Origin of the sequence: Bradyrhizobium sp. ORS 285 (genome assembly GCF_900176205.1) — a bacterium.
Classification (GTDB): domain Bacteria; phylum Pseudomonadota; class Alphaproteobacteria; order Rhizobiales; family Xanthobacteraceae; genus Bradyrhizobium.
In genome coordinates, this window is the sequence record NZ_LT859959.1 from 4,224,445 (window position 1) to 4,244,682 (window position 20,238).

Annotated in this window: 22 protein-coding genes; 9 read left to right on the forward strand and 13 right to left on the reverse strand. The window is 66.2% G+C overall.

The annotated features are described in order from the left end of the window. Window positions 1-1,188 precede the first annotated feature (1,188 nt). Both BRAD285_RS19105 and BRAD285_RS19110 read right to left on the reverse strand, forming a co-directional pair. Window positions 1,189-2,610, reverse strand: a complete 1,422-nt coding sequence (locus BRAD285_RS19105; RefSeq protein WP_006611249.1) for a PleD family two-component system response regulator — start codon at window positions 2,608-2,610, stop codon at window positions 1,189-1,191. Between the two features lie 12 nt (window positions 2,611-2,622). After that, window positions 2,623-2,988, reverse strand: coding sequence for a response regulator (locus tag BRAD285_RS19110; RefSeq protein ID WP_006611250.1), 366 nt, complete (start codon window positions 2,986-2,988; stop codon window positions 2,623-2,625). A 218-nt stretch (window positions 2,989-3,206) separates the two neighbouring features. Between BRAD285_RS19110 and BRAD285_RS19115 the strand changes: the two genes are divergently transcribed. Beyond that, window positions 3,207-3,506: a DUF3572 domain-containing protein gene (locus BRAD285_RS19115; protein WP_006611251.1), complete on the forward strand. Its 300-nt coding sequence runs from the start codon at window positions 3,207-3,209 to the stop codon at window positions 3,504-3,506. After that, window positions 3,485-4,810, forward strand: coding sequence for a DNA polymerase IV (locus BRAD285_RS19120; RefSeq protein WP_050886817.1), 1,326 nt, complete (start codon window positions 3,485-3,487; stop codon window positions 4,808-4,810). Before BRAD285_RS19115 ends, BRAD285_RS19120 begins: the two co-directional genes overlap by 22 nt. An 8-nt stretch (window positions 4,811-4,818) precedes the next feature. Here BRAD285_RS19120 and BRAD285_RS19125 read toward each other — a convergent pair whose 3' ends face one another. Then, window positions 4,819-5,676 carry a cell envelope integrity EipB family protein gene (locus tag BRAD285_RS19125; protein WP_006611253.1) on the reverse strand — a complete coding sequence of 286 codons (858 nt, stop codon included), beginning with the start codon at window positions 5,674-5,676 and terminating at the stop codon, window positions 4,819-4,821. Window positions 5,677-5,881: 205 nt separating this feature from the next. Here BRAD285_RS19125 and BRAD285_RS19130 point away from each other — a divergent pair, with 205 nt between their 5' ends. The 4 genes from BRAD285_RS19130 to BRAD285_RS19145 all read left to right on the forward strand — a co-directional run bounded on the left by BRAD285_RS19130 (window position 5,882) and on the right by BRAD285_RS19145 (window position 8,973). Continuing rightward, on the forward strand, window positions 5,882-6,349 hold the full coding sequence (locus BRAD285_RS19130; protein ID WP_006611254.1) for a RidA family protein: 468 nt from the start codon (window positions 5,882-5,884) through the stop codon (window positions 6,347-6,349). Window positions 6,350-6,424: 75 nt separating this feature from the next. Further along, window positions 6,425-7,177 (forward strand): glycerophosphodiester phosphodiesterase, encoded by a 753-nt coding sequence (locus BRAD285_RS19135; RefSeq protein ID WP_006611255.1) that lies wholly within the window; start codon window positions 6,425-6,427, stop codon window positions 7,175-7,177. Between the two features lie 101 nt (window positions 7,178-7,278). Next, the gene (locus BRAD285_RS19140) at window positions 7,279-8,487 is read left to right on the forward strand and encodes a GNAT family N-acetyltransferase (RefSeq protein ID WP_006611256.1); all 1,209 of its coding nucleotides are present in this window, start codon (window positions 7,279-7,281) and stop codon (window positions 8,485-8,487) included. A gap of 60 nt (window positions 8,488-8,547) precedes the next feature. Continuing rightward, window positions 8,548-8,973 (forward strand): HIT family protein, encoded by a 426-nt coding sequence (locus BRAD285_RS19145; protein WP_006611257.1) that lies wholly within the window; start codon window positions 8,548-8,550, stop codon window positions 8,971-8,973. Here BRAD285_RS19145 and nadC read toward each other — a convergent pair whose 3' ends face one another. The 8 genes from nadC to BRAD285_RS19185 all read right to left on the reverse strand — a co-directional run bounded on the left by nadC (window position 8,974) and on the right by BRAD285_RS19185 (window position 16,068). After that, the gene (gene nadC, locus BRAD285_RS19150; protein ID WP_006611258.1) at window positions 8,974-9,822 is read right to left on the reverse strand and encodes a carboxylating nicotinate-nucleotide diphosphorylase; all 849 of its coding nucleotides are present in this window, start codon (window positions 9,820-9,822) and stop codon (window positions 8,974-8,976) included. Continuing rightward, window positions 9,819-11,372, reverse strand: coding sequence for an L-aspartate oxidase (locus BRAD285_RS19155; RefSeq protein WP_006611259.1), 1,554 nt, complete (start codon window positions 11,370-11,372; stop codon window positions 9,819-9,821). Before BRAD285_RS19155 ends, nadC begins: the two co-directional genes overlap by 4 nt. Next, entirely contained in the window at window positions 11,369-12,355 is a 987-nt protein-coding gene (gene nadA, locus BRAD285_RS19160; RefSeq protein ID WP_006611260.1) for a quinolinate synthase NadA, read from the reverse strand. The genes BRAD285_RS19155 and nadA overlap by 4 nt, the downstream gene beginning before the upstream one ends. Window positions 12,356-12,423: 68 nt before the next feature. After that, window positions 12,424-13,380, reverse strand: a complete 957-nt coding sequence (locus BRAD285_RS19165; RefSeq protein ID WP_035645825.1) for a membrane protein — start codon at window positions 13,378-13,380, stop codon at window positions 12,424-12,426. Between the two features lie 15 nt (window positions 13,381-13,395). Further along, complete coding sequence (gene tsaA / locus BRAD285_RS19170) at window positions 13,396-13,884, reverse strand: tRNA (N6-threonylcarbamoyladenosine(37)-N6)-methyltransferase TrmO (RefSeq protein WP_006611262.1); 489 nt, start codon at window positions 13,882-13,884, stop codon at window positions 13,396-13,398. A 67-nt stretch (window positions 13,885-13,951) separates the two neighbouring features. Beyond that, window positions 13,952-14,296, reverse strand: a complete 345-nt coding sequence (locus tag BRAD285_RS19175; RefSeq protein WP_006611263.1) for an AzlD domain-containing protein — start codon at window positions 14,294-14,296, stop codon at window positions 13,952-13,954. Beyond that, window positions 14,293-15,039 (reverse strand): AzlC family ABC transporter permease, encoded by a 747-nt coding sequence (locus tag BRAD285_RS19180; protein ID WP_006611264.1) that lies wholly within the window; start codon window positions 15,037-15,039, stop codon window positions 14,293-14,295. The genes BRAD285_RS19175 and BRAD285_RS19180 overlap by 4 nt, the downstream gene beginning before the upstream one ends. 102 nt (window positions 15,040-15,141) lie before the next feature. Beyond that, entirely contained in the window at window positions 15,142-16,068 is a 927-nt protein-coding gene (locus BRAD285_RS19185; RefSeq protein ID WP_244422158.1) for a lytic transglycosylase domain-containing protein, read from the reverse strand. 202 nt (window positions 16,069-16,270) lie between these two features. Here BRAD285_RS19185 and BRAD285_RS19190 point away from each other — a divergent pair, with 202 nt between their 5' ends. Next, window positions 16,271-17,206: a glycine reductase gene (locus tag BRAD285_RS19190; RefSeq protein ID WP_006611266.1), complete on the forward strand. Its 936-nt coding sequence runs from the start codon at window positions 16,271-16,273 to the stop codon at window positions 17,204-17,206. 60 nt (window positions 17,207-17,266) lie between these two features. Here BRAD285_RS19190 and BRAD285_RS19195 read toward each other — a convergent pair whose 3' ends face one another. Together BRAD285_RS19195 and BRAD285_RS19200 are read right to left on the reverse strand one after the other, a co-directional pair. Beyond that, window positions 17,267-17,671: a hypothetical protein gene (locus BRAD285_RS19195; RefSeq protein WP_006611267.1), complete on the reverse strand. Its 405-nt coding sequence runs from the start codon at window positions 17,669-17,671 to the stop codon at window positions 17,267-17,269. Window positions 17,672-17,856: 185 nt separating this feature from the next. Beyond that, window positions 17,857-18,870 carry a carbon-nitrogen hydrolase family protein gene (locus BRAD285_RS19200; RefSeq protein WP_006611268.1) on the reverse strand — a complete coding sequence of 338 codons (1,014 nt, stop codon included), beginning with the start codon at window positions 18,868-18,870 and terminating at the stop codon, window positions 17,857-17,859. Between the two features lie 190 nt (window positions 18,871-19,060). Between BRAD285_RS19200 and BRAD285_RS19205 the strand changes: the two genes are divergently transcribed. Together BRAD285_RS19205 and BRAD285_RS19210 are read left to right on the forward strand one after the other, a co-directional pair. Beyond that, window positions 19,061-20,017: a helix-turn-helix domain-containing protein gene (locus BRAD285_RS19205; protein ID WP_006611269.1), complete on the forward strand. Its 957-nt coding sequence runs from the start codon at window positions 19,061-19,063 to the stop codon at window positions 20,015-20,017. A 24-nt stretch (window positions 20,018-20,041) separates the two neighbouring features. Continuing rightward, window positions 20,042-20,230, forward strand: coding sequence for a hypothetical protein (locus tag BRAD285_RS19210; protein ID WP_035645828.1), 189 nt, complete (start codon window positions 20,042-20,044; stop codon window positions 20,228-20,230). The last annotated feature ends 8 nt before the right edge of the window (window positions 20,231-20,238 follow it).

Consider the following 20,238-nt stretch of genomic DNA (forward strand, 5'->3'; position numbering starts at 1 on the left):
TCCGCCGTTTGACGGGCAAACAGGCGGCGGATTACGCTGCGCTCATCCGCCCTACGCAGTTGATCCGCTCTACAGCACTCGCGCTCATTCGCAGAGCGGTCTCATTGTTGCTGCCGTCCGCCAATCTGACAGCACCAGCGTGACTTCTGCCCTGGCGATGGCCTCGTCCACGGGCATGTCGACCAGGATCTCGATTATCCGGTGCAACCCCGGTCCGTCGGTTGTATCGCCGACATACATCCCCGGGCGTCGTTGGACGACATCGCTACCATCAGGAGCCATGGGATCCAACCATCGCAGTTGTCGTGGGGCTAGACACTACCATTTTTCACTTTCTTTTTTTCAGAACTCATGCTACATTTCGCCCATCCCACCTCGCCAGAGGGGCGCGATCGCGATCGTCACGAGCGTGAGGTGGGTTGCGGTGGGCGTGTCGGGGTGCAGCGTGGCTTGGCCGCGCGGACGAACATCCTGATGCGCACGGTGAAGCCGTGTGGTCCTGGCCTCCCGACGCTGAGGCCAAGCGGGCGCTGACGAAGCGCGCTCGTGACGGGGGCAAGAACGCCGGTCCCCGGGGAGAGCACGGAGTAAGCCGTAAAGCCATCGCGCAGGGAGGGCCGGATGTCCGGTCCGTACCTGTGGTTCTGCCGCGTGCTTTTTTTGCTGCACGCGGACCATGGGTGCGACCAGCACCCGGCCTTCCCTGCGCCCTCTGTTCTCGAAGAGGGTTTTGATGGGCACAACTCGGGCGCGGAGGCGCGGCGAGGATGATTGCTTATGTCTTGGAGTCTGCAGACACACACTCGCTGTCATTCCGGGGCGCGACGCAGTCGCGAGCCCCGGAATGACGTGTGGAGAAAGTGGTGGCCGCTTGCAATCAGCTCATTCGCAGCAGCAATCGGGCTATCGACCCGCCCAGCCCGTCACCGCCCGCGGACGTCCTTCGAGACGCACGCCTGCGGCGTGCTCCTCAGGACGAGGTCGGTGGGCTTGGTGTGGTCTCTGAGGGAGCTCGGAGCGATCCTGACGACACTCTCACCCCTCATGCTCACCCCTCATGCTGAGGAGCGCCGCTTGCGGCGCGTCTCGAAGCACGAGGCCCGGATAAATGCGATGGCGGACGCGATACGGTCGACAGATGCGGGGCAACTTCAGCGGAGCACTGAAGGCGCGGATTCTCTCCGCCCTCTATCGGCCCCTGCCCGCGGCCTGCGGCAGGAAGGGCGGCGCCTGATGCACAGGTGCGATCGCGACCGCGCGGTTGCGGCCTTCGTTCTTGGCGCGGTACAGCGCGACGTCGGCGCGCTTCATGACGTCGGCGATCGGCTCGCCCTTCTGCTCCAAAGTGGAGATGCCGATCGAGACCGTGACATCGATGCGCTTCTCGCCCTTGTGCACGGCGAACGGCTCGTTGGCGACCGAGCGGCGCAGACGCTCGGCGACCATGCCGGCGACGTGCAGGTCGGTCTCGGGCATCACGATCACGAACTCCTCGCCGCCGTAGCGGCAGGCGAGATCGATGCCGCGGATCGACTTGCGCACCCGCATCGCGAACTCGCGCAGCACGTCGTCGCCGGCATCGTGGCCGTAACTGTCGTTGATCGACTTGAAGTAATCAATGTCGAGCATCATCAGCGCCAGCGGCTTGCCGCGGCTCGCGGCCTGGTCGGCGAGGGTCGCCAGATGCGTCTCCATGTAGCGGCGGTTGTGCAGGCCGGTCAGCGCATCGGTGATCGCCATCTCGATCGAGTTCTGCACGTTGTCGCGCAGATGATCGGTATAGCGCCGCTTGCGGATCTGGGTGCGGGCGCGCGCCAACAGCTCGTTCTTGTCGACCGGGCGCAACAGATAGTCGTTGACGCCGATCTCCAGCCCACGCAGCAGCCGCGAATTGTTCTCGGCCTCCGCGATCGCCAGGATCGGCACGTGCCGGGTGCGCTCCAGGGAGCGCAGCTGGCTGCACAGCCTGAGACCATCGAAATCATTGAGGTCGAGCGAGACGATGACGAGGTCGTAATTGCCGTCGGCGGCGTTGAACACCGCCTCCGACGGATGGGTCTCAACGTCGACCGTGTGGTCGATCGCGAGCATCGGTCCGAGCCGCTCATAGGACGACGGCCGGTCGTCGACCAGCAGCACCTTGCCGCCCCGGCCGCTGTCGGCCACCGCATTGCGCTCGGGCGCCTGCACGCCGATTTCCAACGAGGTCAGCGCACGCATGCGCAGCTCGTCGGTCATCATCTTCAGCCGCGTCAGCGAGCGCACGCGCGCGATCAGCACGACGTCGGAGACCGGCTTGGTCAGGAAATCATCGGCGCCCGCCTCAAGGCCACGCACGCGGTCGGCGGGACTGTCGAGCGCCGTCACCATGACGACGGGAATGAAATGCGTGGCGGGGTTGGACTTCAGCCGGCGGCACACCTCGAAGCCGTCCATGTCCGGCATCATGACGTCGAGCAGGATGATGTCGCATTCGGCGCGCTGGCAGATCTGCAGCGCCTCGGCCCCGTTCGAGGCGGTCAGCACGTCGAAATACTCAGCCGACAGCCGCGCCTCCAACAGCTTGACGTTGGCGGGGACGTCGTCGACCACAAGGATGCGCGCGGACACTGCAAAAACTCCTCAGCCGATAAAACGTCGCACGGTTTCTATGAATTTTCCGACCGAAATCGGCTTAGAAAGATAGGCTTCGCAGCCACCCTCGCGGATGCGCTCCTCGTCGCCCTTCATGGCAAAAGCCGTCACCGCGACCACCGGGATCGCGCGCAGATCCGGATCGTCCTTGATCCATTTCGTCACTTCCAGCCCCGAGACCTGCGGCAGCTGAATGTCCATCAGGATCAGGTCGGGCCGCGTCTTGCGAACGATGTCGAGCGCCTCCACGCCGCTGGACGTGCCGGACGTCTGGTACCCATGGGCTTCCAACAGATCGCGGAAGAGCTTCATGTTGAGCTCATTGTCTTCCACGATCAGGACGGTCTTGCCCATCCGCCCCTCCGAATCACTGACACCGGCATGTCCTCTGGCGGACGCCTGTCCACCGCTACTGATCTAATTCAAACTAGCCCCAGATTCGTTCAAAGCCGTTAAGTCGGTATTCCATCTTTGCCCGAGATGGTTTCCACTTGCTTGAACCGGCTCCGAAGACTCGGGCATGTTGGCCCGCAAAGTAGAGACGACAAGTTAATGGAAAGGCAAATGTCCCGTTGAAAAAGCGTTCTCAAAATCCGCGCGAAGTGGCTGAAATCGTTGCTGTTCAGGCCCTTTCTTTCCTGGCCGGGGAACCCGAGCGCATCGGCCGTTTCCTGGCCGAGACCGGGATCGGGCCGGAGACGCTGCGATCCTCGGCGGCCGACCCCAATTTCCTGGTCAGCGTGCTCGATTTCGTGCTGCGCGACGAGGAAACGGTAAAGGCTTTTGCCGCCCACTCCAAGTTACATCCGACCAATATCATGGCCGCGCGGCAGGTATTGGGCGACCGCCAATGGGAGCGCGACGTGCCGTGACCACGCTGGCGCCAGAGGGTGCATCGCGCGGCGCAGGCGGGCCGACCGGCTTCTGCCGCGACTGTCTGGCGGACTTGGCCCCTGCCGTGCGGCGCTGCTCCGCCTGCGGCTCGCCGCGCCTGGTCCGCCACCGCACCCTCTCGGCGCTGACGCTCGCCCATATCGACTGCGACGCCTTCTATGCGACGGTCGAGAAGCGCGACAATCCCGAGGTTGCCGACCGTCCGGTCATCATCGGCGGCGGCAAGCGCGGCGTGGTCTCGGCCGCCTGCTACATCGCCCGCACCTATGGGGTGCGCTCGGCGATGCCGATGTTCAAGGCGATGGAGCTGTGCCCTTCCGCGGTGGTGATTCGCCCTGATATGGCGAAATACGTCCGGGTCGGTCGCGAGGTCCGCCAGGCGATGCAGGCGCTGACACCGCTGGTCGAGCCGCTGTCGATCGACGAGGCGTTCCTGGACCTCGCCGGCACCGAGCGGGTCCACGGCATGATCCCCGCGAAAGTGCTGGCGCGCTTCGCCCGCGATGTCGAGCGCGACATCGGCATCACCGTCTCGGTCGGGCTGTCCTGCAACAAATTCCTCGCCAAGATCGCCTCCGATCTCGACAAGCCCCGCGGCTTCGCCGCGCTCGACCAGGACGAGGCCGTGACGTTGCTGGCCGACAAGCCGGTCGGCTTCATCTTTGGCGTCGGCCCCGCCACCCAGCAGAAGCTGGCAAGCCACGGATTTCGTCTGATCGCCGATTTGCAGCGCGCCGACGAGATCGAGCTGATGAAGCAGTTCGGCGGCGATGGTCGCCGGCTGTGGCGGCTGGCGCGCGGCATCGACGATCGCAAGGTGGTGGTCGACCGCGGCGCCAAGACGATCTCGAGCGAGACCACCTTCGACACCGATATCCGAGACTATGCGACCTTGGAAAAGCTGCTGTGGCGGCTGTCGGAGAAAGTCTCGGCGCGGCTGAAGGCGAGCCAGCTTGCCGGCTCGACCATCACGCTCAAGCTGAAGACATCAGATTTCCGCCAGCGCACCCGCTCGCAGTCGATCGCGGCCCCTACTCAGCTGGCCGGCAAGATCTTCGCGATCTGCAAGGAGATGCTGGCGCGCGAGACCGACGGCACCGCGTTCCGCCTGATGGGCGCCGGCGTCAGCGCGCTGCGTCCGGGCTCGGAGTCGTCAGACACCGACATGCTCGACCGCCGCTCGGCTTCGGCCGAGCGCGCGATGGATTTGCTGCGCAAGAAGTTCGGCCAGGCCGCGGTCATCCGCGGCATCGCCTATGACGGGCCGGAGCAGATCGAATGACGCCCGCCTCAGTTATTGCAGGCCTTCACGTCCTTGGTGTCCTTGACGTCGAACTTGCCCAGGGAGCCTGCGATGACGAAGTCGTTGTAGTCGAGCACGAGCGCGCGCGAGACGCCGTTCTCGTACAGCTCGAACGACATCGCATAGACCGGCGTCTGCTCGCCCTCGGTGCGCTTGGCATCGCGATCGTAGTAACTGACCGTCACCGGCCAGCGCGTCAGTGTCTTCATCTCGCTGTTGTCGGTCGAGGCGTCCGGCTTGGCGACCGCCTTGTCGCCCGGCACGGCCGCGCCGATCACGGTCAGCGTGTTGTAGACCTTCTCGCCATTGTCGGAGCCGTCATAGACGGACAATTCGAGCAGCGACTTGCCCTCCCGGGCGGCTGCGATGATGCGCTGGATCTGCTCGGTCGGAAACACGGTGGAGCCGTCGAGCGTGAAGGTCTTCGCCTCCGGCTGCTTCAGCTTGACGGTGATGTGGTCGCCGGTGCGCTCGGCCATGCCGTCGACCGGGCTGGAGGCCTGGTCGTTCATGCGCGAGTCGATCTTGAAGCGATAGCTCTTGCCGGCGCCGTCCTCCCACGCCGTCGAGCGCAGGTCACTCAGGGTCGTCTTGCCCTCGCCGAGATCGAGCTCGGAGACCTGGCGGAAGTCCGACGTGTAGCCGGTGCAGGCATTGCCCGAGAAATTGTAGAGGATGCGGCCGCGGGCGCTGTTGACCGGGCTCGATCCGCGGGACTTGAGCAGGCTCAGCTCATAGAGCGCCTGATGTGGCAGGAACGGCACCCCGGCTCCGGCTTGCGCCGGACCGAACGTGATCGCCGCGACAGCCAGCGCTCCCATCGACAGTCGAAACGAATGAGCCATGAGTTTTCCTCGGGGGACGTATCGTTAAGGCGTCACATTAGAGACCGCTGCATTGCGTCGCAACTGCGGCTGGCTCACGGAAACGTGCGCTCCAGGCGGCCAATTCGCGCTCGCGCTGGCTGCTTGCATGTCACTGGCAACTGCGCCAAACAGGGCCGCGGTCCGGCACGGGACCGGCGCTCTCGCGACAGAATGGGGATTTCAGATGGCGGGTACGGTTGAACAGACTCTGGCGGCACAGGGCATCAATTTGCCGGCACCGAAGGCGCCGGTCGCCAATTATGTCCCGTTCGTGCGCACCGGCAACCTGCTGTTCGTCTCGGGCCAGGTCTGCCTCGGAGGCGACGGCAAGCTGATCGCGGCCGGCAAGCTCGGCTACAACGTTTCGCTCGAGGACGGCTATGCGGCCGCCAAGGGTTGCGGCGTCAATTTGCTGGCCCAGGTGAAGGCCGCCGTCGGCGACCTGGACAAGGTCGTGCGCGTGGTCCGTCTTGGCGGCTTCGTCAACTCGGCGCCCGACTTCCTCGACGGACCGAAGGTGCTCAACGGCGCCTCCGACCTGATGGTCGCCGCGTTCGGCGACAAGGGCCGCCATGCCCGCACCACGGTCGGCGTATCGTCGCTGCCGTCGGATGCGGCGGTGGAAGTCGAAGGCGTGTTCGAGGTTGAATAGTCGAGCGCGCATGATCCGGAAACGAGTGAAGCGGTTTTCCGGCGAGATCATGCGCCAGCAAAATGGACGGGGCGAATGCGCGCACCTGACTGGCTGACGGCCCGCCCCGTCGCCCACCGCGGCCTGCATGATGCGGCCCGCGGCATCATCGAGAACATGCCCGCCGCCGCCCGCGGCGCCGTCGCCGGCCATTTCGCCATCGAATGCGACATCCAGCTGTCGGCCGATGGCGAGGCGATGGTGCATCACGACTACGAGCTCGGCCGCCTCACCGAGGGCTCTGGTCTGCTGATCGAAAAAACCGCGGCCGAGTTGAAGGCTGTCCGCTTCAAGCAGACCGATGAGCGGATGATGACCCTCAAGGACCTCTGCGACCTGATCGGCGGACGCGTGCCGCTGGTGGTCGAGGTCAAGAGCACCTTCCAAGGCGATCGCCGGTTGGTCCGGCGCATGGCCGAGGTGCTGTCCGCCTATTCCGGCCCGGCCGTCGGCATGTCGTTTGATCCGGACCTGGTTCGTGCCATGCGCGAGATCATGCCGAACCTGACGCGCGGCATCGTCGCTCAGCGCACCTACAAGGACGGCTATTGGGACAAGCTCACCGAGGCGCAGCGCGACAGCATGCTGCATCTCAAGCACGGCATGAGCACGCAGCCGCACTTCGTCGCCTATTGGGTGCAGCAGTTGCCGGCGCCAGCGCCCTGGATCGCGCGCAACGTGTTCGGCTGCCCGCTGCTGACCTGGACCGTCCGCACGCCGGAGCAGCGCGCCACCGCGGCGCGCTATGCGGATCAGATGATCTTCGAAGGGTTTACGCCGGAGACGTGAGGCCGGCCTTGAAGTCGGTGCTGCGATGCACGATCTTGGAAGCAAGGCAATCCGGACGCGTCCGCTGAGCGTTCCCTGCCCGTCTCGTTTGCAAGGGTTCGATGGCCTCACCTGAGATCACACTCGAAGCCGTTCCCGGGATCTCCGAGATTCCGGCCGCCGCCTGGGACGCCTGCGCCAATCCCGCCGGCCGCCTCGCGCCCGGCTCATCCCCCGCCTGCGGCCCCTCCTTCAACCCGTTCGTCTCCCACGCCTTTTTGTCCGCCTGCGAAGCCTCCGGCTCCGCGACGCTCCGCACCGGCTGGGCCCCTCGGCATCTCGTGGCGAAGCTCGGCGACGAGGTCCTCGGCGTCGTGCCGTGCTATCTGAAATCGCATTCGCAGGGCGAGTACGTCTTCGACCGCGGTTGGGCCGACGCCTATGAGCGTGCCGGCGGGCGCTATTATCCGAAGCTCCAGGTCTCCGTGCCCTTCACCCCGGCCACCGGGCCGCGGCTCCTGATCCGGCCCGACCAGGACCGCGAAATGCTCGGCAACGCCCTTGCCCAGGGCCTGAAGGCGCTGTGCGGGATCAGCGAAGCCTCCTCGGTCCACGTCACCTTCGCCAAGCAGGCCGAGTGGGAACTGCTCGCCGCGCAGGGCTTCCTGCAGCGGACCGACCAGCAGTTCCACTGGCACAACCAGGGCTTTTCCAGCTTCGACGATTTCCTGGCGACGATGAATTCGCGCCACCGCAAATCGATCAAGCGCGAGCGGCGCGATGCGATCAGCGCAGGCATCACCATCCATTGGCTGACCGGCAAGGATATCACCGAGGACGCCTGGGACGCGTTCTTCGATTTCTACATGGACACCGGCTCGCGCAAATGGGGCCGGCCTTACCTGAACCGCAAGTTCTTCTCGCTGATCGACGAGAGCATGGCCGACGACGTGCTGCTGGTGATGGCCAAGCGCGACGGCCGCTGGATCGCCGGCGCCATCAACTTCATCGGCTCGGACACCTTGTTCGGCCGCAACTGGGGGGCGATCGAGCATCACCCGTTCCTGCATTTCGAGGTCTGCTACTACCAGGCGATCGATTTTGCGATCCAGCACAAGCTCGCAGTGGTCGAAGCGGGTGCGCAGGGCGAGCACAAGATCGTGCGCGGCTACCTGCCGCAGACCACCTACTCCGCCCACTACATCGCCGACCGCGGCCTGCGCCGCGCCATCGACGACTATCTCAAGCGCGAGCGCGCCTATGTCGAGCAGGCCGGCCGCGAGCTCGCCGAATCCGGCCCGTTCCGGAAAGGCATGGACGAGCAATCTTGACCGGCGGCACGGGCCAATGAGAGTAAGGCGCACCACGAGGAACCGCACGAGGACCTGCCGATGACCGCCTACGATCCCAACAACCCGTTCGCAAAGATCCTGCGCGGCGAATTCCCCTGCGTGAAGGTCTACGAGAACGACCACGTGCTGGCCTTCCTCGACATCATGCCGCGCGTCCCCGGCCACACGCTGGTGATCCCGAAGGCCCCGGCCCGTAACATCCTCGATATCACCGAGGAAGACTACCTCCATGTCGGCCGCGCCGTGCGCTTAATCGCCCGCGCCGCCAAGACTGCCTTCGCCGCCGACGGCATCACCGTGCAGCAGTTCAACGAGCATGCCGGCGGCCAGATGGTGTTTCACCTCCACGTCCACATCATGCCGCGCCACAACGGGGATTCCCTGCTGCCGCCGGCAAGCCGCAAGGAGGATCCGAAAGTGCTGGAGGAGAACGCCGCGAAGCTGATCGCGGCGCTGAAGGGCTGATCAGGCGTCGTCGAGGCCGATGTCGAGCGCGGCCGAGGAATGCGTGATCCAGCCGACCGAGATCAGGTCGACCCCCGCAGCGGCAATCGCGGGCGCGGTGTCGACCGTGATCCGGCCCGACGCCTCGGTGATGGCCTTGCCGCGGGCCATGCCGACCGCGCGCTCGAGCTCCGCCGGAATCATGTTGTCGAGCAGCACGGCATCGACACCGAGCGCCAGCGCCTCCTCGAGCTGCGCGAGGTTGTCGACCTCCACCTCGATCTTCACGAGATGGCCGGCATGAGCCTTGGCCCGTGTGATCGCCGCCTCGATGCCGCCAGCAATGGCGATGTGGTTGTCCTTGATCAGCACGGCATCATCGAGCCCGAACCGATGATTACCGCCGCCTCCGGCGCGCACCGCATATTTTTCCAGCGCACGCAGCCCGGGCGTCGTCTTGCGCGTGCAAACGATCTGCGCCCGCGTCCCCTTCACCGCGGCGACCAGCGACGCGGTCGCGGAGGCGACGCCGCTAAGGTGACAGAGGAAGTTGAGCGCGACGCGCTCGCCGGTCAGCAACGCCCGCGCCGGGCCGCTGAGGGTGGCGATGACGTCTCCAGGCGCGACGACGCTGCCGTCGCCGCGGATGATCTCCATGCGGACCTCGGGCGAGACCGTCCGGAAGGCGCAGCGCGCGACCTCAAGCCCGGCGATCACGCCACGCTGGCGCGCCCGCAGCTTAAGAGACGCGCGCTGCTCGGCGGGCACGATCGCATCGGTGGTGATGTCACCGGCGCGGCCAAGATCCTCCAGCAGCGCCATGCGGACCAGCGGCTCATAGAGCAAGGGCGAGAGTGGATTGAGGGTCATGATGCGACGCTCCTGAACGATGGCTGCCTGGTCTCGGCGATCTCGCGCGCGGCCGCGATCGCTGAGGACAACGTGAGGCGGGACGGCTGCGCGACGGGCAGCGTGTCCGGACAATCGGTGCGGCAATGCCCGCCGCGGCTCTCCTCGCGCGCCAGAGCCGCAACCGACATCATCAGGCCCACCAGGGCAGGATCGGCCGCAGCGCCTGGTCCGAGCGTGAGCGGGAGCAGGCTCCGGATGGCGGCTGTCATCCGATCACGATCGCGAAGCACGCCGAGCGCATCGGACAGGAGCGGACGCACCGCAGCGGGATCGGATGCACCGGGGATTGCTTCGGCCTCTGTAGCCTTGGCCGCGCGCGCCGACGTGCCAGCGACGCTCTCGGCCACCCATTGCGCGCAGACGATCGCTTCCATCAGCGAGTTGCTGGCGAGCCGGTTGGCGCCGTGCAGGCCGGTGCGACTGGCTTCGCCGCACGCCCACAGGCCATCGACCGAGCTGCGCCCCATCGCATCAACGGCGATGCCGCCCATATGGTAGTGCACCGCAGGCCGCACCGGGATCGGATCGACAGCCGGATCAATTCCGGCCATGCGGCAGAACGCGCTGATCACCGGATAGCGCGCGGCAAACGCCGAGCCTGGCTTCTCCCGCGCATCGAGGAACGTGCGGTGGCCCGCTGCGCGATGACGCCACACCGCCCGCGCCACCACGTCGCGCGGCGCCAATTCCGCGCCGGGCTCGTCGGCCATGAAGCGCGTGCCGGTCTCGTCGATCAGCACCGCACCGTCGCCACGGATCGCCTCGGTGAGCAGCGGCAACGGCCGCGACGGACCGTCGAAGGCGGTCGGGTGAAACTGCACGAATTCGAGATCGGACAGCACCGCCCCTGCCCGCGCCGCCAGCGCCAGGCCCTGGCCGAAGCAGCCAGAGGGATTGGTGCTGTCGAGGAACAGGCCGCCGATGCCGCCGGTCGCGATGACGACGCGCGTCGTGGCGAGCACGAGCGGCTCCTCGCCACGCACCGCAAGAATGCCCTGGACCACATTGTCCTCGACGATCAGCCGGCGCGCCTCGACGTCCTCCAGCAGCGTCACCGAAGGGCACCGCCTGACGGCCGCGATCAGCGCGCGCATGATCTCGCGCCCGGTGCCGTCGCCGGTTGCATGGACGATGCGGTTGCGACTATGGGCGGCTTCCAGTCCCAGGCGCCAGCGCCCTGCAGCGTCGCGGTCGAACGCGACGCCGAGTCGGACGAGGCGCTCGACCGCGGCCGGGGCAGCTTCGATGATGCGGCGTGCGGCGGCGTCATCGCACAGACCCGCACCGGCGAGGATGGTGTCCTGCAGATGCAGCGCCGCATCGTCGTCAGCACCGACGGCAGCCGCCAGGCCGCCCTGCGCCCACATGCTCGACGCCTCCGCGCCGAGCGGCGACTTCGACAGCAGCACCACCGGCTCGGGTGCGAGAGCAAGCGCGGTCATCAGTCCGGCGGCACCGCCGCCGATGATCACGGGACGACCTGCGAGGTCAGAAAGATCAATACTCATAGCGCCAGCATCCTTTCCACCGAACGCCGCGCGCGCTCGGCCATCCCGGGATCGATCGTCACCTCATGCGTGTTGGTTTCGAGCGCATGACGGATGTTCTTCAAGGTGATCCGCTTCATGTGCGGGCACAGGTTGCAGGGCCGGACGAACTCGATGTCCGGATACATCACCGCGACGTTGTCGCTCATCGAGCACTCCGTCAGCAGCACCACCCGCGCCGGTCGCTTCATGCCCACAAAATCAGACATCGCAGCGGTGGATCCGGCGAAGTCGGCTTCCGCCACGACCTCGGGCGGACACTCCGGATGCGCCAGTACGGTGACGCCGGGATGGTTGTCACGCAAGGTGCGGACGTCCTCGGCGCTAAAGCGCTCGTGCACCTCGCAATGGCCCTTCCACGCCGTGATCCTCACCTTGGTCTGCGCAGCCACGTTGCGCGCGAGATACTCGTCGGGCAGCATGATGACGTGATCCGTGCCGAGCGACTCCACGATCGCAAGGGCATTGCCCGAGGTGCAGCAGACATCGGACTCCGCCTTCACCGTGACGGACGTGTTGACATAGGCAACCACCGGCACGCCGGGATGGCGCGCGCGCATCAGCCGGACATCGTCAGCGGTGATGGATTCCGCGAGCGAGCAGCCCGCCTCCATGTCCGGGATCAGCACCGTCTTCTCAGGATTGAGCAGCTTGGCGGTCTCCGCCATGAAGTGCACGCCGGCGAGCACGATCACCTCGGCATCCACCTTGGTCGCTTCCCGGGCCAGCAGCAGGCTGTCGCCGACGATGTCGGCGACGCCGTGGAAGATCTCGGGCGTCTGATAGTTATGCGCGAGCACCACGGCATTGCGCCGGCGCTTGAGCGCCAGGATGGCGTCGACATCCTCCTCATAAACAGCCCATTCCGGCGGCGGGATCACCCGCCGCAAGCGATCAGACAGCGCTCCATCAGGCGCGACAACAGGCAGGACAAGCTCGGCCATTTATACTCTCCATGAGCATAAGATGGATTATACTTATCCTGAGTATAAGTCGTGTCAAGGGCCGTCGATCACGAGCGCGAGAGCGGCAGCTTGGTTCCGACGACGGCCCGTTCGGCCAGAACGCCCTGGCGGAAGCGGAACAGCTTGGCCGGCCGCCCGATGGTGTCAGCCGCTATTGCGCCAGTCTCCTCAACGAGTTCCTGCTGCTCGATGAGACGGCGGAAGTTCTGCTTGTGGACCAGCCGGCCGGCCAGCGCCTCGACGCTGCGTTGCAGTTGCAACAACGTGAATTCGTCCGGCAGCAGCTCGAACACGACCGGCCGGTATTTGATCTTGGCGCGCAGCCGGGCAATGCCCGTGGCGAGAATGCGCCGGTGGTCACCCGTCATCGCGCGGCCGGGGACGGCCGCCTCGCCGCCCTTCTCACGCACGCTCTCCGGGATCAGTACGGCCTCGTACAGCAGTTCGTAGCGCTGCAGCGCCAGCTCTTCATTCCACTCGCGCCCGTCGAGGCCGAAGGTGATCGCGGCCCGCCGCCATCGCGTCTTTTGCAGCGCCGGTTCATCAGCGGACCGCGCCCACGCCTTCAGCTTCGGCGCGATGATCTTCGACAAGATGGCGGGATCACCATCGCGATGATCCTCCCAGGGGAAGTACTCGTACCAGGACGACCATTGCGCATCGGCGCCCTCTCGCCCCTCCTCCTCGCGCGTCAGCCCAAGATAGCTGATGGAGATGCGGTGCGGCGCGTCGGGGTCACCCGAGCGACCACGATCGGCGAAGGTGTAGAGCTGCTCGACATAGCCCAGGGGATGCCCGGTCTGCGCCTCCACCCAGGCGCGCAAGCCCGTCTGCAGCGAGCGGTGACCGAACTGAAACGGTCCGCTCGGCAAAGCCGCGGCGTGTGCGATGGTCATGATCCTCGGCTGCCCGTCGGTCACCGCCACCAGTACCGCGACGAGGTCCGCGGTGATTGCATCGAGAGCCGTTACGGTCTTCTGCGGCCGCTTGTTCACGTTGAGTATCGAGCTCCGTCGATCTTATGCGTTGTCGTTGTCCCCCGACGCACGCGCCTGCGTAAACACGCAATGATCGGGCTTCAGATCGATCAACGGCGTCTCGTCGAGACAGTCGAGGCCACGCACCAGCACCGTGCTGCCCTCCAGCGCGACGAAGCGGACGGTCGAGACGCCGATCGGATTGGGGCGCACCGGCGAGCGTAGCGCGAAGGTGCCGCGCGTCTCGCCGTCATGGTGGCGCGGGCTCTGCTTGACGAGGTCGCGGCGCGCGCGGTTGAGCCAATACAGCACCTGGAGATGGCTGAAGCCGTCGATGCCCTGCAGCGCCGGCACCCAGGGCTCGAAGATTTCGAGTCGGCACACCGGGCCCTCGAAGCTGCCCTGCCGTGGCGTTTCCAGCCGCGAGGTCCAGGGCGTGCGGATGCGGCCGATGAAGTACAGCGAAGCATCACGCGGCTGCGGCGCCTCGATCGCGACTTCACCCGGGCGGAGATCGGCATCAGTGGTCATTTCGAAATCCTCAGATCTCCCCGCAATCTAGCCGAACGCGGCGGCATCGCAATTGCGGTCGCGCAACTCAGCCGAGCCACCATTTGCCGGCCAGCATGACCGCCTCGCCGCAGACGACCCCGGCGAAGATCGAGCGGCGCGTCACGAGAAAGGCCGCGAGGCCGGCTGCGACAGCGCCATAGCGCAGCTCCCAGGGCACGCTGGCGAGCGCGCCCGGCGGCTGCACGAGGATCTGTGCGATGACGCCGGCGAGGATCGCAGTCGCAACTGCCTTGACCCACATCAGCAGGTCCGAGCCCTCGTCGAGGCCACTGCCGAACCACAGGCCGAGCAGCCGCCAGATCTGGTTCGGGATGACGCCCGCGACCAGCAGCACCACCAGGGCATGCCAATCGCCGATGAAGTCACTCATGCCGCCTCCCGCCGCTCGCGCCATTTGTGGACGGCGAAGGCAATCGTACCGGCGACGACGCCGCTGACCAGGATGTCGACGCCGCTGTTGAGCCGGGCAGCCAACGGATACAGCACGAGGCCGAGGCCGAGCGCGAGCACGTCGGCGAGCTCCTTGGCATTGCGCAAGGTGGAGAACAGGAACGCCAGCGGCGTCAGCAGCAGCACGGCGGCGCCGAAGGTCTGGGACAGGTTGGCGGCGAGCAGATAGCCGATGATGGTCGCGACCAGCGCCACGCCCATGAGACCGGAGCCGAGCCCGTGCACGAAGGCGATGCGGCGTTCGCGCGGCACATGCGGCAGGAGGCGATAGCATTCCACCCACAGGGTCACCGCGGTGAAATGCGCGATCAGCACCAGATGCCGCCGCTTGGTGTCGGGCGAGCGGATCAGCGGCAGCACGGCCACCACCATTGGAAACAGCCGGATCGCGCTCATCGTCACCGCGATGGCCGATTGCAAAATCGTCTGGCCGGAGCCGAGCGTCGACACCAGGATGATCTGCGCCGGCCCGGCCCATACCAGCACGGTGCTCAGGATCGCCCAGAGCATGCTGAAATGGGTGTCGTGGGCAAGCGCGCCGATGCCGATGAAGGTGACGAACAGCACGACGGACAGAATGGTCGCCGATGTCGCGCGCAGCCCCCAGACGAAGGCCCGGAGCGAACCATGCCATTGCGGCGAATCGAGCGGAGGAAGTGTCACGGGCGCCCCAGCGAAACGGACCGCGATAAGGCTTTCGAAACCACCCGGCGTCAACCGCCACGGCACGCGCGCGGCTCTGCACACGGCGCAAGCCGCCGGCCCTCAGGCGCGGTTGCGCAGCACGAAACAGGCGCCGCCGGCACCGCGGATGCGGTTGCACAGCGCGTCGGCCTCGCCGCGCGTGTCGGCGCCGATCCGCACCTGGTAGAAGGCGCGGTTGCCGCGCGTGCGCATGACAGACGACAGCAGGCTCGGATCACGGTCGCCGATCACCGAGCCCAGGCCTTTGATCGCCCGTGCGTACATCGACAGCGCCTTGTTGCGATCGAAGCCGGCCGCCAGTTGCACGCCCCACGATTTCGCGGCGGACACCGCGACATGCTGCTCCAGCTGGGTCACGAACGGGTTCGGCGCGCGCTTCAACAGCGCCATCAATTGATGACAGGAAGTCGGCCGCGCGCTCGGCGGCGTCTTGCCCCCCTTGCCAGCGGTCGCCCACTCGTCGATCGATGTCCCCGTGATGGCCGAGACGTAGTTGCGCGTCTCCCACGGCATCTGGCCCTTGCCGGCGAGCCAATTCTGCACCCGGCGCGGACCGGCATTATAGGCCGCCGCGGCCAGCCCGAGATTGCCGAACTGATCGCGCAACTCGGCCAGGAACTGCGCCGATTTCGGCAGCGCCTGCACCGGATCGAACGGATCGAGCAGCTCGCGCTCGCTCGCCGTGCCGGGCATGAACTGGGCAATGCCTTGCGCGCGCTGGCCGTTGCGCGTGACCGGCCCGACCGCATCGCTCTGGAAGCGGCTCTCCTGCCAGATCACGCGGGCAAAGAATTCGAGCGGCAGATCGTTGGACTTGGCGGCGGACTCGATCATCAGGCAGATCGCCTCGCGCGTGCCGCTCTCCTTGGGGTCATCAGCCTTTGCGGCCGCGTCCTTCGGATCATTCTGGGCCGGAGGTGCCCCGTCCACCAGCGGCCACACGGTCTCGCCCTCATTGGCGGCGGCGCTGCCCAGCGTCGCGACCATGAGACAGATGACGATGCCGAGGGACTGGCAAGCTGTCGAAACCCAAACGAGCATGGAAACGATGAAAAAAGCCGGCTTGACCGCCGGCGGACCCAACCGCGGACAGACAAAGCCTCAAGCGACCTCCGGTTCCAACGCGCGGCGCCTTGACACAGACGGTCCGGCGGCTAGCACATCGGCGATCTCTCAGGGAGCGCGACCGATGGCCACCCGCACCGACGACACACTCGGCTTCGCCCCTGAGGAGGCCGCGCCGCTGGCCTATATGGCGCGCACCCGCGACTATTACCTCGCCATCGGCTACGAGACGCCATATCGCTGGGCCCACTACATTTCAGCCCCCTTCCAACGGCTGCGCAAACCGCTCGCGCAATCGCGCGTCACCATCATCACAACGGCCGCACCTTTCGATCCGGCCAAGGGTGATCAGGGACCCGGCGCGCCCTATAATGGCGGCGCCAACTTCTACTCCGTCTATGACGGTGACACGTCGGCGTCGCATGACCTGCGCATCTCGCACATCGCCTACGACCGCACCCATACGACCGCGACGGATCCCAACACCTGGTTTCCGCTGCCGCAACTGATCCGCCTTGCCGGCAAAGGTCGCATCGGCGCGGTCGGGCCGCGCTTCTTCGGCGCGCCGACCAACCGCAGCCAGCGCGTGACGATCGAGACTGATGCGCCGGAGATTCTGGCGCGATGCCGTGCTGACGAGATCGACGCCGTCGTGCTAGTACCGAACTGCCCGGTGTGCCACCAGACGGTCACTCTGGTGGCGCGCCATCTCGAAGCCAACGGCATCCCGACTGTCGTGATGGGCTGCGCGAAGGACATCGTCGAGCACGCGGCCGCGCCGCGCTTTCTGTTCTCGGACTTTCCGCTCGGCAATTCCGCCGGCAAGCCGCACGACACGGCATCGCAGGCGTTCACGCTGGAGCTCGCCCTCGATGTTCTCGAGCGTTCACCGGCCGCACGGACCACCGTGCAGTCGCCCTTGCAATGGAGTGATGATCACAGCTGGAAGCGCGACTACAGCAATCCCGCGTTGCTCGCGCCCGACGAGCTCGCGCGCCGGCGCGCGGAGTTCGACGCACAGAAGGCGATCGCACGCGGCCTTCGCGATAGCCCGACCTAGGCGCTCTCGCACTGAGGCGGCCGGATTTGAAGGAAACGACCGACCGCGGAAACCGAACGCCTATTTTTCTTCAGCCTTCGGCTCGGGCCTTTGAAACTGAATATTGCACTTCTTGGCGATCGAGGCCTGCTCGATGGCAACCATCTGGCCCTTCATGTTGGCCAGCTCGGCAGCCGTCTGCTTATCGCCTCCGACCAGAAATGCCGCCGGCCAGAAGACCACGACGGCAGCGGTGGTCGCAATCGTATCATTCGTCCGCTGCTTGTCCTGCGCCCCGGAGAGAACGGCTGCGCGCGATGAGACGCTCTGCGCTTCCATCGCAAGCTGCTGGCAGTTGTACGACTGAAAGATCATCGGAGATACGTAGGTCGGGGTGATGTCGGCCGAACTCGACGCACAGGCGCCAAGAGCCAGAGCACCCAACAGAGCGCCCAGAAGACCGATATTGCGCCACTCAACGAACATGATTCCCCCCTTGCCCACGAATTCGTGAAGCAATCTGAGGGCGAGCGCAAGCCGCCGAGGCGATCGCGGACAAGATTAGGCCTGAATAATCCCGTCAGCACGATCGATTCGGCAGCGCTGTTGATCTCGGAGCAACAGCTGAGGTCGGGCCCTCTGACCTCCGTCGCTCCGAGGACGCAGCGGGGTCATCCCGCCACGTGTGTCTCCGTGGGCGCAACGGTGTCGACCGGAAGCGCAAATGGCTCGACCCGATTGAACGGCTTCTTGTTGAGCAGCAGCCGCGTCACGTCGGGCCGCGAATAGTGCCCCGCCGGATCGGCGGCGTTCTTGGCGATGCCGATCATGCCGAGATCGATCTCGGCGATCAGCAGCCCTTCCTGTTCCGGCGGCAGCTTCTCGGCCAGCATCGAGCCGTCCGGGCCGAAGATCGCGGCATGGCCGCCGCCGACATGCAGCAGCGCGTGCTTGTCGGGCCGGTCGCAGAGCTCGTCGATCATCGCCTGCGAGACGGTCGCGCACGGCGCCAGCACGAAGCACGAGCCTTCGACAGCGTAGACGCGCGACGCTGCATTGTTGACCTCGGCGCCGAGCGCCGGCGCGAACGGGTCGTAGAGCGAGAAGCTCGGCCAAGCTGCGACGTGCACCTGCTCGTTCTGGGCGTACATCGCATATTTCGACAGCGGCTGCAGATGCTCCCAGCAGCACAGCGCGCCGATCCGGCCGATATCGGCCCGGTCGTGTACGGCGAGATCGCTGCCGTCGCCCTCGCCATAGACGGTGCGCTCGGCATGGGTCGGGCGCAGCTTGCGGCGCTTGGCGATCGTCTCGCCGTCCGGACCAATCAGCCATTGCGCGATGTAGAGGCTGCCGCCGTCGCGCTCGGACAGGCCCAGCACGGCGGTGAGCTTCGCCTTGCGCACGGCCGCACGGAGCGCCTCCGCCTGCGGGCTGTCATAGGCGAGCGAATTGTCGAAATAGCGCTGCACGAAACCGCGGCCGATGCACCAGGCCGGCGAGTCCATCCAGATGTGCCAGGGATAGCCGGGGATGAAGACCTCCGGAAAGGCGATCAGCTTGGCGCCCTTGTCGGCCGCCTCCTCGATCAGCGCGATCGTCTTCTTGATCGAGCCATCGAGATCGAGCCAGGCCGGCGCCGCCTGCACCACCGCCACCTTGTATTTCGGATGTGCCAGTCCCATCGCTCGTCTCCCCTTTTGCGGATCGGCAGCGTACCGCCGCGCTTCGATCGGGAGTATTGACCTCAGCCGCCATTCGCGCTCGTCTGGCTCGGCACGAAAACTCGACTGCGGCAGGCCGTCAGCGGCCCGCCGGCCCGGAATTTGCTGCATTTCCAACCGTCCATTGGCACAGGTGCAAAGGGAGACCGCGATGCCGGTCCTGTTCACCACGGAGGGAAGCCCGGGCCACCGCCGGCTGGCGCTGTGGCAGGACATTGTCTGCGACGTCTATGTCGGGCTCGACTGCACGTCCGATCTCGGCAGCGCGTTTCGCGGCTCGGTCACCCACACGACGCTGGGGCGGGCCGTCTGCTCCGAGGTCGCCTCGGACCGGCAGCGCGTCCACCGGACATCGCAGCGCATCGCGCGGGCGGATGCGGACTACGTGCTGGTCGCGCTCGGACGCGAGGGGATCGGCGGTGTGACCCAGGACGGCCGCGACACCGTGATCCGATCAGGCGAATTCGCAATCTACGACACCACCCGGACCTACGAGCTTCAGTTCGATGCCGCCTTCCGGCAGACCGTGTTCAAGCTTCCGCGCGAGATGCTGCAACGCAGGATCGGCGCCACTGAGGCCGTGACGGCGATCACCTTCGGCGCCGACAGCCCGCTGCAGCCGCTCGCCTACGACTTCATCATCAAGCTCTGCGAACGCGCCGACCACATCGGCACAGAACATGCCGAGCGCCTAGCCGACCAGGCCGCCGACCTCGTCGCCATGACCCTGGCCGAGCGGCTTCGCACGCAGCCCCTGCCCGCCTCGAGCCATCGCGCGGCCCTGCTCTACCGCATCAAGGCGCATGTCCGCACGCGGCTGTCTGATTCCGATCTGTCGCTGCCGGAAGTCGCCCGCGAGCTCGGCCTGTCCCCGCGCTATGTCAATGACCTGTTCTCGGACGAACAACTGTCATTCCAGCGCTTCCTGCTGGCCGAACGCCTGAAGCAATGTCATCGTGACCTCGCCACGCCGGCGCTGGCGCCTCGCCAGATCAGCGAGATCGCGTTTTCCTGGGGCTTCAACGACCTCTCGCATTTCGGCCGGGTGTTCCGCGAGCAGTTCGGCATGACGCCGCGCGAGTGGCGGCGCAGCGCCGTGACGCGCTAAGCTTGCCGCCACGCGGTCGCCGACGTGCTGGCCGACCGCCCGGACGATGCCATGCGCCGCTTTGCCCTCAAGGCCCTGTTCGCCCTGCTGACGCTCAACCGCGACGATGACGATCCGCCGCGCTGGGATCGCATCGTCCTGATCGCATCCATGGTCGTGACCATTGGCCTGATCGCGCTTTACGCCTATGGGAAGGCGACCGGCCGCTGGTAGCCGGCAGC